At 42.4% G+C, this 14,609-nt stretch carries 10 protein-coding genes; 7 read left to right on the forward strand and 3 right to left on the reverse strand.

Going from position 1 to position 14,609, the window contains the following annotated elements; genetic code table 11:
* Positions 1–85 precede the first annotated feature (85 nt).
* Positions 86–1,612 (forward strand): FAD-dependent oxidoreductase, encoded by a 1,527-nt coding sequence (locus H6G18_RS12380; RefSeq protein ID WP_190407402.1) that lies wholly within the window; start codon positions 86–88, stop codon positions 1,610–1,612.
* Here H6G18_RS12380 and priA read toward each other — a convergent pair.
* Positions 1,598–4,141, reverse strand: a complete 2,544-nt coding sequence (gene priA / locus H6G18_RS12385; RefSeq protein WP_190407403.1) for a primosomal protein N' — start codon at positions 4,139–4,141, stop codon at positions 1,598–1,600. The two genes, H6G18_RS12380 and priA, sit on opposite strands and share 15 nt — an antisense overlap.
* A gap of 798 nt (positions 4,142–4,939) precedes the next feature.
* On the opposite strand from priA, the gene H6G18_RS12390 reads away from it, so the two are divergent.
* The 3 genes from H6G18_RS12390 to petJ all read left to right on the forward strand — a co-directional run bounded on the left by H6G18_RS12390 (position 4,940) and on the right by petJ (position 7,298).
* Positions 4,940–6,109: an RpoD/SigA family RNA polymerase sigma factor gene (locus H6G18_RS12390; RefSeq protein ID WP_190407404.1), complete on the forward strand. Its 1,170-nt coding sequence runs from the start codon at positions 4,940–4,942 to the stop codon at positions 6,107–6,109.
* Between the two features lie 205 nt (positions 6,110–6,314).
* The gene (locus tag H6G18_RS12395; RefSeq protein ID WP_190407405.1) at positions 6,315–6,815 is read left to right on the forward strand and encodes a GNAT family N-acetyltransferase; all 501 of its coding nucleotides are present in this window, start codon (positions 6,315–6,317) and stop codon (positions 6,813–6,815) included.
* A 147-nt stretch (positions 6,816–6,962) separates the two neighbouring features.
* Entirely contained in the window at positions 6,963–7,298 is a 336-nt protein-coding gene (gene petJ, locus H6G18_RS12400) for a cytochrome c6 PetJ (RefSeq protein WP_190407406.1), read from the forward strand.
* A gap of 141 nt (positions 7,299–7,439) precedes the next feature.
* On the opposite strand, the gene H6G18_RS12405 is transcribed toward petJ, so the two are convergent.
* Positions 7,440–8,234, reverse strand: coding sequence for an LmeA family phospholipid-binding protein (locus H6G18_RS12405; RefSeq protein WP_190407407.1), 795 nt, complete (start codon positions 8,232–8,234; stop codon positions 7,440–7,442).
* A gap of 470 nt (positions 8,235–8,704) precedes the next feature.
* Positions 8,705–9,199: a pentapeptide repeat-containing protein gene (locus H6G18_RS12410; RefSeq protein ID WP_190407408.1), complete on the reverse strand. Its 495-nt coding sequence runs from the start codon at positions 9,197–9,199 to the stop codon at positions 8,705–8,707.
* A 165-nt stretch (positions 9,200–9,364) separates the two neighbouring features.
* Between H6G18_RS12410 and gcvT the strand changes: the two genes are divergently transcribed.
* The 3 genes from gcvT to gcvP all read left to right on the forward strand — a co-directional run bounded on the left by gcvT (position 9,365) and on the right by gcvP (position 14,356).
* Positions 9,365–10,495: a glycine cleavage system aminomethyltransferase GcvT gene (gcvT, locus tag H6G18_RS12415; RefSeq protein ID WP_190407409.1), complete on the forward strand. Its 1,131-nt coding sequence runs from the start codon at positions 9,365–9,367 to the stop codon at positions 10,493–10,495.
* Between the two features lie 321 nt (positions 10,496–10,816).
* A complete protein-coding gene (gene gcvH / locus H6G18_RS12420) occupies positions 10,817–11,209 on the forward strand; it encodes a glycine cleavage system protein GcvH (RefSeq protein ID WP_190407410.1) in 393 nt (130 codons plus the stop codon).
* A 204-nt stretch (positions 11,210–11,413) separates the two neighbouring features.
* The gene (gene gcvP, locus H6G18_RS12425) at positions 11,414–14,356 is read left to right on the forward strand and encodes an aminomethyl-transferring glycine dehydrogenase (protein ID WP_390824879.1); all 2,943 of its coding nucleotides are present in this window, start codon (positions 11,414–11,416) and stop codon (positions 14,354–14,356) included.
* The last annotated feature ends 253 nt before the right edge of the window (positions 14,357–14,609 follow it).

The raw sequence follows: 14,609 nt of genomic DNA on the forward strand, positions 1-14,609 counted from the left end.
TAATACCAAAAATAGTATCTAATTTTTGATAGTTTTGAGGATTAATATATGAAAAATACTAGCTGATACTAAAGTTAAGCCGAATATGTGTGCAAAACCATCATTTATAGCGGATGAGCCTCAGTATTTTCATAAAAGTATTTTAATTGTGGGCGGAGGCCCCGCAGGATTAGCTACCGCATTAATGCTAGCTAAACGTGGTTGGTCAAATATTACTATATTGGAACAACGGGCGACAGCAGATTATTATGAGCCTGATAAATCATTTAATTATTTAATAGATGGTCGTGGTCAAAAGTTCACAGATTATCTGGGAATTACGCCTAATCTTGCAGAAATTGGTGTTTCAACTCAAGAATTTTATTTGACCAGGATGGCACCTAATGGCAGCAGAAAATCATCAAAATTGCCTATTGTAGACCCCAAAAGAAAAACTGCATATTGGATAACAAGAAAAGCTTTTGTAAGGATGTTGTATGAAGAAATTGAACGGAATTGGCAAAATTGTATAAAAGTCTTGTTCGATGCTAAGTGTGTCGAAATTAACAAGATATCTATCAATAATGAAGAAGATAAACTAGATGTTGTTGCTCAGGTGGGTAACGATCATGTTGTCAGATTTGAGCCTAGTTTATTAGCTGGGTGTGATGGTCTGCGCTCAGTTGTTCGCAATACCTTAGCAGAGTGGGATACTTCTGGATTAAACAAATTTCAGATGCAGCTTTTCCCATCTGCCAGTGCAGGTTTGAGGTATAAAGTATTAAGCTTGCCACCTAAACCACCTTTGGCTCATAGTGGTGAAGAATATGCCGTGAGTGAGATGGCTTATATTATCCTTGGAGCATTGCGTAATCGCCAGCGTTATTTACGTCTTGGTTTACTACCCGTGAAAAACCCAGAGGAACCACGGACGGCCAATGTTATTACCCCACCAGATCATGAGATATGGGAATTAAAGGATGGTGAGGCAATCTACAGCTTTTTTGAGAAATCTTTTCCCCAGTTACCCATACGTAAAATATTATCGCCCGAAGAGGCAGACAGATTTGCCAAAAGTGAAGGCGGTTATTTTCCAAAACCTCAATACTGTCCTAGATTGCAATTTTTATTGAGACACAAGCCGAAAAGTAAGGATTCCTCTGCTCTTGGGGTAATGCTGTTAGGTGACACTATCCATTGCTTTCCGCCAGATATCGGACAGGGGGTAAATGCAGCTTTAGAAGATGTTTGTGTTCTAGATGAAGCACTCTCCCAAAGTAATGATGATATCTCACAAGCACTACCTTTATATGAATCCTTGCGGGTTGCTGATGTCAAAGCTTTGATCAGACTTGCCCAAATCGCCTTTCCCTGGCAATACGGTCAAGCCCCCTTCCGCACTAAGCTATGGAGTATCAACTTTTTTCTCAGACTTGTACTCAGTCGCCTGTTACCCTTCTTATTTAATCCCCCAGCATTTTTTCTCATCCAAAATGATCAGCTTTCTTACCAAGAAATTTTGGCTAAAGTCAAACGTACCACCCAGATTTTATACGTACTTGGCCTACTACTAATGTGTGGATTGTTAGTTGCAGGCGATCGCTTACTATTTGCTTCATCACATAATATTTAAGGGGTCTACATCTATAGTTAAGTTGACCCCATCGGCACAAAGTAAGCGTACTTCGTCCCAGTCTGGTAGTTGTGGTAAAGCTTCGGGGGCAAATTTTAACAATATCTGCCAGCGATAACGGTTTGCTACCCGCATTACACTAGCTGGTGCTGGGCCTAATAATTCAAATCCTGGGTTAGCACTTAATACTGTGGCGATCGCTTGCGCTGTATTCTGTACTTGAATAGGATCAAAACTACTCAGTCGCAATAAAATTAACCTGCCATAAGGTGGATAATTGAGGACTTGTCGTTGTTCTAATTCTGCTTCCACAAAAGATTGATAGTCGTGAAATCTGACTGCTTCAATTACCGGATGTTCTGGGGTGTAAGTTTGCATAATCACCCTACCGGGATCATCACCTCTGCCAGCCCTACCAGCTACCTGAGTCAGGGTTTGAAATGCCCGTTCACTGGCGCGATAATCTGATAAGTTCAACAGCCCATCGGCAGCAACAACACCTACTAGTGTCACTTGTGGTAAATCTAAGCCTTTGGTGAGCATTTGTGTACCCACTAATAAATTCGCTTCCCCATTAGCAAACCGAGTCAACAGGGTACGGTGTGCGCCTTTGTTACGGGTGGTATCGCTATCAAAGCGAATGTATGTCAAATCGGGAAACTGTCGGCTTAATTCTTGGGCGACGCGTTGAGTACCGCTACCAAAGAATTTTAAGTAAGGTGAAGCGCATTCAGGGCAGTTTTTGGGATGTACACTCACATAATTACAGTAATGACAGCGCAACAATTGCGGCGCACCTGCTTCTGTCTGGTGATAGGCTAGAGACACATCGCAGTGGGGACACTCCACTACATACCCACAACTACGGCAAGACACAAAGGTACTGTGTCCCCGACGGTGGATAAATAAAATTCCCTGTTGTCCTGTCTGTTGCAGGTGTTGTAAAGCTTCTTGTAGCGACCGACTAAATATAGAACGATTTCCCTGTTGTAATTCCTGCCGCATATCTACTATCTCTACTGGCGGTAGAGGGCGGGAGTTGATGCGTTCGGGTAGGGGGGAGTAGTGCGTTGCGGAGAAATTTTGATGTTCTTCTTGCCCCCTGCCCCCTGCCTCCTGCCCCCTGCCTCCTGCCTCCCTCCTCACACTTACCCAACTTTCCAAGGAAGGTGTGGCGGAACCTAAAACCAAGGGGCAGTGTTCTAGTTCTGCACGCCACTGGGCGACAGTGCGGGCGTTGTAGGTGGGGATGGGGGAGTCTTGTTTAAAACTGGAGTCGTGTTCTTCGTCGAGGATAATCAAGCCCAAGTTGGGTAAGGGTGCAAAAACGGCGCTGCGCGTGCCGATGACAATTTGGGGTGTGCCTGTCAGCATTTGCCTCCAGGTGTCGTAGCGTTCACCGTCGGAGAGGGCGCTGTGATAGACGCTGATTTTATTGTTACCAAAGCGGGCGCGGAAACGGTCTGTGAGCTGGGGTGTGAGTCCGATTTCCGGGACTAAAACTAGGGCTGATTTACCTTGTGCGAGTAGTGGGGCGATCGCTTGCAAATATACTTCTGTTTTACCGGAACCTGTGACTCCATGCAACAATACTTGAGCAAATCCATCTAGCTGTTGGATAGTTGCTAAGGCATTTCCTTGAGCAATATTTAATGACTTTGGTGTATCTAAATCTAATACTTGTCCCTGTTCTGTTCGTAATACTTCTCGTTCTTCAATAGCAATATAACCCTTTTGTTCCATCGTCTTCAGGGTAGAAGAACTGGTACTACAAATTTGCAACAACTCACTATGCCACAACTCACCGCCACGTCTTCGCAGTACTTCCAAAATCTCCCTTTGGCGGTTCGTTAAATCACGATCAATTGTGTCAATTAATATCACTGCTTTTTGCAGTTTTGGGCGAGTTGTACGGGGTGGTTCTAAGTAGCTCTCTACTAAACCTATACGCAATAATTCCCGAACTCCTCGATAGGTCGCTTTAACTTTTTGTTGCAAATAAGCGAAACTATAATCCCCAGATGGTTGAGATTGTAATAGTTGGAGAATTTGCTGGGCTGAGGGACTTAAAAAGGTAATAGGTAATTGGTCTTTTTGTTTTTTTACCAAGCGGACGCGACGTTGCGATCGCCCTAATAATCCCGGTGGTAAGGCCACACGAATTACCTGAATCAAAGGCGTGTAATAATATGCAGCCACTCGATTTAATAATTCCCAATAAGCACTAGCAAAAAACCCAGAAGTTACTACATCTTCTACTTCGCGGATTTTTTCTGGTGCTAAGTCAATATTGGGTTCTGCCAACAACCGAATGGCGATCGCTCCCAACATTTGGGAGCCAAAAGGTACACTTAATACGTCTCCTGGTTTGATTTCTAACTGACTTGGCACTCGATAGGTAAATAATCCTGAATTACCAGGAAAGTCTACTAATACTTCAACGTAGTGATTTACATTTGTTGTTGTTCGGTATAATTCCTTATTTTCATTAACCACTAAATCGAGCGAATTGATGTCATTAATATACATACTTCCTGAAAATTAAAGATAAATTTTCTTATTTCCTTAAAATAGGGCTAAAAAATTTACTTATCTTGCCAGACTTTGATTTTTCTCTTTGTAGAAGTAAATTGTAATTAACAATACTTTCATTACTTATTATACTTGATAACTTTCTTCTTATGTAATCTACTAGACAAATTTATCTCAACCATACGTGCAATAAATATTTGAAGTACACTATAAAGAATAAAACTATCTGCCTAGTTATTTCGGAAATAGTTCATCTAACTACTAAATAGGGAATAGCCTTTTTTCCGCCCATTGATAGATATTCATTCCTTTGTCTCTATGAGATGCTTTTATACAAACAATTTTTTTGACATAATCAATTGCCCAATTATTAGCATTCAGGAAAATTACTAAGTAACTCATAACACTAAACCAACAAATATTGTGATTCTTGTCATAACTCTCAACCGATAAAGCTAAAAACTTTATAAAAGTATATAATTATTAAGAATAAAGGAATATTTACCTGTTTTTTTCTAATTATTAAATTTGAAAAAGGTGGAGGGGGTTTGACAGACTAAAGGATTAATAAAAAAATAAGCAATATATCTGTTGGAAACTGAGAAAATAAAATTTGGGTGCAAAACTAAATACTTCCGAGAACTGAAAAATAGTATTAGCTATAAACAGACGACTGGCAATTAATTTGAACTTCTAAAAAATAATTCATGTAAATCTGTTTTTTTGCTGCTAAATAAGCACATCTTTATTTAGTGAAAATACTAATTCTCAGTAGTTAACAGATGTCATTAAATTATGTACCAAACAAAGCATAAATCCCTCAAGGAAACTATGAATATTGCTGAATTGGGAACAATGGAAATACTAGAAAATGTTGTTGAACATGAAGAACAATCTCTAGAAACTTTAGAGCTAATAATAGAGGAAGAACCCCCAATAGTAGAGAATCTGGATTCAGATGAACGTGATGGGGATGAAATGGCAGCAGCTCGCCCTTCAGGATACAACAAAACAGAGCATGATGATGCAGTAGGTGCTTTTTTCAAAGAAATGGCCCGCTATCCACTGCTCAAACCAGATGAAGAGGTGGAGTTAGCCAGAAGAGTCAGATTTTTGGAAGAATTTAGAGATTTACAAGCAGCTTTGCAATTGCAATTAGGACAACATCCAACGAAAGCCCAAGTAGCTGCACAATTAGATGTAACAGAAAAGCAATTAGAAAATCGTTTGTATCAAGGTCGAGTAGCTAAACGAAAAATGATTCGCTCGAACTTGAGATTAGTAGTATCAATTGCCAAGCGATATCTCAATCGGGGAGTACCTTTTCTGGATTTAATTCAGGAAGGTGCAATGGGATTAAATCGGGCTACAGAAAAATTTGATCCCGATAAAGGATATAAATTTTCTACTTATGCTTACTGGTGGATTAGACAAGCAATTACTAGAGCGATCGCTAACGATGCCAGAACCATCCGCCTACCCATTCACATTGTAGAAAAACTCAACAAACTCAAAAAAGCCCAACGGGAACTCAAACAAAAACTCACCCGCAACCCTTCCGAAGCAGAAATGGCGGAAGCTTTGGAAATTAGCGTCCCCCAACTACGCCAACTCCAACAACTCCGGCGACAAGCACTGTCTCTTAACCATCGTGTCGGTAAAGAAGAAGATACCGAACTCATGGATTTATTAGAGGATGAAGACAACCTCTCTCCAGAAGCAAAAATGAACGAAAACATGATGCGTCAGGAGATTTGGGAAGTTTTGGGTGATGTCCTCACTCCCAGGGAAAAAGATGTAATTTCTTTACGCTATGGTTTGACAACCAGTGAACCATGCACCCTTGAGGAAGTCGGGAATATGTTCAACTTATCTCGTGAACGAGTCCGACAAATTCAAAGCAAAGCCATGCGTAAATTACGCCGTCCTCACATAGCAAAACGTCTTAAGGGTTGGTTGATTTAAGACTAGAGATTAGGGGCTAATATTTTCACTCATCACAGGCTGAATGACTCGCTACCACTAACAAGACTCAGGACTCAGAACTCATCACTAACCTGACCATTTTTTATTCTGCCATGAGTATTGAGTCAAAAAAACTACACGATAAGCTCACTCCGTGGGAGGCGATCGCTTAGACTATTGATTGTGGACTATTGGCTATGAACTAATGACTGTGCGTAATGATTTGACTGTGCGTTTTGCTGAACCTGCTGATAGCGAAATATTGTTTGGCTTAATTAAAGCATTGGCAGAGTACGAAAAATTACCTCATGCTGTAACTGGCAACGTTCTTGCGCTTCAAGAGCATTTATTTGGCTCCCAGAGATACGTTGAGGCGATGTTAGCGGAATCCGCAGGCCAAGGTGTAGGTTTTGCCTTATTTTTTCATAATTACTCTACCTTTCTCACCAAGCCAGGAATCTATCTGGAAGATTTGTTCGTTCTACCTGAATATCGGCGACAAGGCATTGGTAAAGCACTCCTCACTAAATTAGCCCAAATTGCTGTCGAACGGGGTTGTGGAAGATTAGAGTGGAGTGTTCTCGACTGGAATGAATCAGCCCAAGCATTTTACCGCCACATGGGAGCATCAATATTAGATGATTGGCGAATTTGCCGCGTTACAGAAGATGCAATGAGCCAATTAGCCTCTGGGGATAGAAGATAGGGGGCAGGGGGAACCAATGACAACCGACAACTGACAACTGACTAATGAAGTTTGACAGCCTGTCTTTTGACGCAGGTAATCCCTCAATTGACAATTGTTGAGGAAGATATTAGGCCGCATAAGCCTTATTTGCAAAGAGAACGCGAAATGAAAAAGATTTTTTCCCTAGTACTGTTAGGCATAGCACTCTTCACTTTTGCCTTCAGTAGCCCTGTATTGGCAGCAGACAGTGTAAGTGGAGCCAAAGTATTCAGTGCTAATTGCGCTTCTTGTCATGCTGGTGGCAAGAATTTGGTTCAAGCCAACAAAACTCTGAAGAAAGACGCTTTGGAAAAATTTGGGATGGATTCAGCAGAAGCAATTATTGCCCAAGTAACCAACGGTAAAAACGCTATGCCTGCTTTCAAAGGTCGCTTAAAACCTAACCAAATTGAAGATGTAGCTGCTTATGTCCTAGACCAAGCAGATAAAGATTGGAAGTAAATTCCACCGCAATACTTAACTAAAAGATAGCGGGGTGTTTGTCCCGCTATTTATTTTTGTGATGGGAGTGATGTTAGGGATAGTGGGGCATTGAGCAGCGTGCTGATTAAGAATTTCCTCCCCTGCTCCCCTGCTTTTTCTTTAAGGACTACGCGGAATACGTTCTATTTCTGCATAGCCACTGAAAATCAACTTGTCTCCCTCAGTATCTAACCGATTGAGGCGCATTTTCACACCGTCAAGGTCAAAACGGTCTAAGTCAACCATATTATCTAAAATTTCCGCCAGTGCTAGGCTCAAGGTTTGGGATATTTCTCGTTGTGTTTCTGGAACTAGGTCAAGTTCAACTCTTGGGTCTTTAAAAGAAATTCGGCGGCGCTTTTCCACAGCCACACTTAAAGTCATGTTTAGTGGTATTAGTTCTCCACCACCCAAATCTGCCTGAGCCGAAATTCGGAGACTATTTTGAGGCAATAGTTGTACTTGAACATCGGTAAAAGAGACTGGTTTGCCATCAGATAATTCAGTTAAAGCAGGTACAACTAAATTAACTAACCGCTTCTGCACCAGTTCAGCTTTAAAAGCTTTATTGATCCCAGCTTCAGATAAAATTATTTGAGCGATCGCCTGGGTTGGTTGCTTGAGATTCAACTTACCACTCAAAACAGCACCAAAATCAATAGAAACAGCATCAGTCTCAAAAGACATCTCCTCAACCGCAAAATCTCTGCGGATGATTAAGCCACGACCGCTCATTTTGAAGCTATCAATGCTGCCTTGCAACAGCTTGCTGGAGGGATAGCAGCGCACGAAGACTTCTACTGACTCGCTTTGGGTAAACAAGTGGCGAATCGTTTGGCTGGCTACTGTATTGAGCATTCTCTCGCCCCAATCAGTGCCTTTAGGATCTTGTAAACCAGTAAGTCCGCCGAACATTTGGTTGTGGGTCTCTAGAAGTTCTTTGTACTCTTGTAACAAAATGTGAAGATTTCAGCAAGTCTTTTGTGATTGATTGTGCTGATAGACAAACTTGAATTTACTGATAAATACTACTCAATAGTATTTAAAATCACTTTTTATCCAGTAAAAATACAATAGCTACACCAATTTTAATTTTTCATTGGTATTACTGATTTATGTAGTGCAAAGACGCTAATAACAACTTTGTGTCTTTGCGCCTTTGCGCGAAAATAGAAAATCTTTTCTACTCAGCTAACAATCTTTAAGACCTACCTAAGGCGATGGGCAACTTAGTCTTAAAACCCATCTCCATAGCTTGCTTTCCTTACGGAAGGCTACCGCAAACCCGCAGAGTGTCTCTCCTCTGCAAAGGCTTTGATTCTTGCTCCCCTTCTCTACAAGGGAAGGGGTTGGGGGTTAGGTTTGAGACAAAGCTTGACATGGCGTTACCTACAACCTAAAGATTCACGGGTATCAGCACCAGTTTTAGAATTCACTCCACTAGCCTTAACACAGAGTTTTTTCACCTCTGTCCCATCCAAAACCGCATTAGTAAAATCCGCCCCGGTCACATTAACATTATCAAAAAGAGAACGTAACATCATGGCATCAGTCAAAACAGCATCACTTAAATCAGCATTCTTAAACTTCGCCAAATAAGCTATACCGTTACTAAAATCTACACCATGTAAATTAACTCCCTCCAACACGGTACCGTTAAACACCCCACCCCGTAAGTCAGCATTGCTGAAGTTGGCATTTTCTAAATCCACATTGGTAAACTCAGCACCAATTAAGCTTTGACCAGTGAAATCCTTAGCCTTCAATTCATCACCAGCCGAACGGGTGATACTAGAAGAACTTGCAGCTTCCGCCGAAGGAGGAAACAGAAATAAAACCATAGTCAAAACAAGACTAGCTACTATTCGCCAATATTTCATAATGTCTTCTTAATAAATCTCAATACTCCACCATTATTAAACATTACAGAAGAGTGGTGAGTGGAGATGAAAAACTAATTCCTCAACGCCACTTGCTCCCTATTAATTGAAGCCATCACGTAGGATATTAGATGTTGAAGTGCGATCGCAACTGCAAAACTATCTGTGGCTAATCAACAAGAAACTGCCGAAACCCTAGCGAGAACACCTTTATATCAACTGGGTGTAGAACTCAAAGCCCGCTTCACCAGCTTTGGTGGCTGGGAAATGCCAGTACAATTTACTGGTATTTCCCGTGAACACGAAGCAGTGAGAAACACTGCTGGGATGTTTGATATTTCTCACATGGGCAAATTTACCCTCCAAGGTAAAAACCTGATTTCTCAACTCCAAGGTTTAGTTCCTTCAGACTTGAGTCGGTTGCAACCAGGTCAAGCCCAATACACTGTACTCTTAAATCCCCAAGGGGGAATCATTGACGATATCATTGTCTACTACCAAGGCGAAGACCGCACTGGTACACAACAGGCATTCATTATCGTCAACGCAGCCACCACCAGCAAAGACAAAGCATGGATATTGCAACACTTAGACCAAAATCAGGTGCAATTCCAAGACCTTTCACCAGCAAAAGTCTTAATTGCCCTCCAAGGGCCAAAAGCTATCAACTATCTCCAACCCTTTGTCAAAAAAGACTTACAACCAATCAAAGCTTTTGCACATCTAGAGACAACAATACTAGATAAACCCGGCTTTATAGCCCGTACAGGTTACACCGGGGAAGATGGTTTTGAAATTTTAGTAGACCCAGAGGTAGGGATAGAATTATGGCGTAGTCTGTATGATGCGGGTGTCACTCCCTGTGGCTTAGGTGCAAGAGATACCCTCAGACTAGAAGCAGCAATGGCACTTTACGGACAAGACATCGATGACAAAACCACTCCCCTAGAAGCTGGGTTAGGGTGGTTAGTTCATCTGGATACCAAAGGAGATTTTATTGGTCGGTCAGTTTTAGAACAACAAAAAGCCACAGGAGTACAGCGCCGACTCGTAGGTTTGCAAACCCAAGGACGGAACATTGCCCGTCACGGCTACCAAGTTCTCTCAGAGGGTAAAGTAGTAGGCGAAGTTACTAGTGGTACTTTATCCCCTACACTCGGTTATCCTGTTGCTCTAGCCTACGTCCCTAGCAAGCTAGCGAAAGTGGGTCAGCACCTAGAAGTCGAAATTCGTGGTAAAGCATACCCCGCATTTGTAGTTAAACGTCCCTTTTATCGTTCAAGCAAGAAAGGCTAAATACTTAGTCCCCAATCTCTAATATCCATGTTGACCAACTGAATGTGTTGTAAGATACTCAATCACAGTATGGTTAATTACTAAATATGGTCTTAAACCAATTCTGGAAAATTCGGTAACAGATTCAAAGCTATCAAGCCAGATTCTGTCCGACCCTCATCATTACGTGGCTTGCTTTGCTACACAACGCTACTGCTTTGGCGCAGCGTATCCGTTTGCGTAAGAGTCTCGTAAGAAAAGGATTCACTGCGTAGCAGTATTACGAATTGGTATTAATTACCTTTGGGACGCTAATTTTTTGAGATTTTAAGAGGAAAAGAAATGTCGTCGTTTGAATACCCTCAAGATTTGCGATATTTGGATACTCATGAATATGTGAGGCTAGATGGCGAAATTGCTACTATCGGTATTACAGAATTTGCTGTAGACCAATTAGGCGATGTGGTATTTTTGGAACTCCCGGAAATTGGGGACTTACTGACTAAAGGAGATACTTTTGGCTCAATTGAATCAGTCAAAGCCGTCGAAGATTTGAATGCACCAATAACTGGAACAGTCGTAGAACGCAACGAACTTTTGATTGAATCTCCTGAAGCAATAGCAGATGACCCTTACGGTGAAGGGTGGTTTTTAAAATTACGCGTTAATGACCCTGATGAAGTAAATGATGCTTTGACTGCGGACGAGTATCGCGCCGAAGTAGAAGGCGAGTAGTTGGGTATTGGGGACTGGGAAGAGTTAGGAGACAGGGAGCAGGAAGAAAAGGAGACAAGGCAGAAAATTATTCCCCTACTCAGCACTCCCCATTTCCCTAAATGGATGATTTTTGATAAATCGTCCAAGCGTTGACAAATTGCTCCCACTTGTCAAGAATATTTGTTGCAAAATATTAAATAGTTACTTCTGGAGTTTAATTTAGTGGTATCTTATGCCCCTATTCCTCAGTCTAGCGATGGGATACATTCTACTGTAGGTCACAGCCAACAGATAGAAAACAGAAAGCAAAATTTAAATCATTTTATACAAAGACATATAGGCCCATCATCAGCAGATATTCAACAGATGCTTGATGTGTTGAGATTTCCCAGCCTAGATGATTTGATAGAAAAAACAGTACCAACAGCAATTAGGCTGAATAAAAAGCTACATTTACCAGAAGCGCAAACCGAGTATGCAGCCCTGGCAAGGTTAAAACAAATTGCCTCTAAAAATCAGGTGTTTCGTTCATACATTGGTACGGGATATCACGATACCATAACTCCTCCCGTCATTGGGCGTAATATTCTCGAAAACCCTGGTTGGTACACTGCCTACACTCCCTATCAGCCCGAAATTGCCCAAGGGCGGTTGGAAGCGCTGCTAAATTTCCAAACCATGATTATCGATTTAACTGGGTTGGAAATTGCTAACGCGTCCCTACTTGATGAAGCAACAGCAGCCGCCGAAGCTATGAGTATGAGTTACGGTGTGAGCAAAAATAAAGCAAATGCCTATTTTGTTTCTCATGACTGCCATCCCCAAACGATTGACGTGTTACAAACACGGGCTAAACCCTTAGAGATTGAGATTATTATCGGCGATCATCAGACATTTGATTTTGATCAGCCAATTTTCGGCGCGATTTTACAATATCCCGCCAGTGATGGCACAATCTACGACTACCGCGCTTTTATCGAAACAGCCCATGCCCAGGGTGCATTGGTAACAGTAGCCGCAGACCCTTTAAGCTTAACTTTACTCACCCCGCCTGGTGAGTTTGGTGCTGATATTGCCGTAGGTAGTACCCAGCGCTTTGGTATTCCCTTAGGGTTCGGGGGGCCTCATGCGGCATACTTTGCCACCAAGGAAGAGTACAAGCGGCAAGTTCCGGGGCGAATTGTCGGCGTATCTAAAGATGTTCACGGTAAAACAGCACTGCGCCTAGCCTTACAAACCCGTGAACAACATATCCGCCGGGAAAAAGCTACGAGTAATATTTGTACAGCCCAGGTATTACTGGCGGTGATGGCGAGTATGTATGCTGTCTATCACGGGCCGGATGGACTCAAACAAATCGCGGAGAATATTCACCAGCTAACTGTCACCCTGGCAGAAGGCTTAAAACATCTGGGTTACAAAATCAGTTCCGCAACTTTCTTTGATACCTTACGGGTAGAGTTGGGAATACAAAACCTCGAGACTATTCTCGCAGGTTGCCAAGCCCGTAATATTAACCTACGGATTTTTGATGAAACTGCTGTGGGTATCTCCTTAGATGAAACTACCACACCAGAAGACCTCATCGACCTCTGGCAAATCTTCGCTCTCCGAGATGAGTTACCCTTCACCCTAGAAGAACTAACTTCTCCCCCATCTCCCCACCTCCCCTTCCGCACCAGTAATTACCTCACCCACCCCGTCTTCAACCGTTATCACTCAGAAACTGAGTTGTTGCGCTATCTACACAGGCTGGAAACTAAAGATTTGTCGTTAACGACATCGATGATTCCTTTGGGTTCCTGCACGATGAAGTTAAACGCCACGGCTGAGATGGTTCCCGTAACTTGGGAAGAATTTGGTAGGATACATCCTTTTGCGCCGTTAACCCAAACGCGGGGTTATCAAATTCTGTTCCAACAACTGGAAGGGTGGTTAGCAGAAATTACTGGCTTTGCTGGGATTTCTCTCCAACCCAATGCTGGTTCTCAAGGCGAATACACAGGACTTTTGGTGATTCGTGAATATCATGAAAGTCGGGGGGAAGCACACCGTAATGTTTGTTTGATTCCTACCTCAGCACATGGGACAAACCCAGCGAGTGCAGTGATGTGTGGGATGAAGGTTGTAGCAGTTGCCTGTGATACGGAAGGTAATATTGATGTAGATGACCTCAAAGCCAAGGCAGAAAAATATAGTCATGAACTTGCTGCGTTGATGGTGACATATCCCTCAACTCATGGCGTGTTTGAGGAAGCAATTCAAGAAATTTGTGCTGTGATTCATAGTCACGGCGGTCAAGTTTACATGGATGGGGCAAATATGAATGCCCAAGTGGGTATTTGTCGTCCGGGGGATATTGGCGCGGATGTTTGTCACTTAAACTTGCACAAAACTTTCTGTATTCCTCACGGTGGTGGTGGCCCTGGTATGGGGCCAATTGGTGTTGCATCCCATCTTGTACCGTTTTTGCCTGGACATACTGTAATGGGGAATGGGAAGAAAACAATACCCAATACCCAATCTATCGGCGCTGTAGCTGCTGCGCCTTGGGGGAGTGCCAGTATTTTGGTGATTTCTTGGATGTATATTGCCATGATGGGGGCAGATGGCTTGACACAAGCTACCAAGGTGGCAATTCTCAATGCTAATTACATTGCCAAGAGATTGGAAGCTTATTATCCTGTGTTGTACAAAGGAAAAAATGGTCTAGTTGCCCATGAGTGTATTTTAGATTTGCGATCGCTTAAAAAATCAGCGAACATCGAAATTGATGATATAGCCAAGCGTCTCATCGACTATGGTTTCCATGCTCCGACTGTCTCCTGGCCTGTGGCAGGTACAATCATGGTGGAACCCACAGAAAGCGAATCTCAAGCAGAATTAGATCGATTCTGTGATGCGCTGATGGCTATTCGTCAAGAAATCGCTGAAATTGAAGAAGGTAAGGTAGATATTCAAGATAATGCCTTGAAGAATGCCCCCCACACCATCGAAAGCCTCCTTAGCGCCGAATGGCATCATCCCTATTCCCGTGAACAAGCCGCCTACCCAGCACCTTGGACACGGGAACATAAATTCTGGCCTAGTGTAGGTAGAATTGACGCAGCTTTTGGTGATAGAAATTTTATTTGTTCTTGTCTACCAATGGATGCTTATCACTAACTCAAGTTGTAGCTTTGGGAATTTTCAATAATGAGCCGATGGTCTCCAAGCAATCGGAGGTCATCGCCTTTGACTATTTGAGAATAGGTTCTAGATAGTCAAAATTACAGCTTCAAAGGTTCTGAAGCTAAAACTTGAGCCTTTGAAGCTGAAGCTTGAAGCTCTGACAAAGGGTAGTAGGTATTCATAAGAGGAAAACTGATTCCTTTGCCTAGCATCATCTACAATATGGAGGCAAACAAGATTACAGACC

The organism is Anabaena subtropica FACHB-260, assembly GCF_014697105.1.
GTDB classification, from domain to species: domain Bacteria; phylum Cyanobacteriota; class Cyanobacteriia; order Cyanobacteriales; family Nostocaceae; genus Trichormus; species Trichormus subtropicus.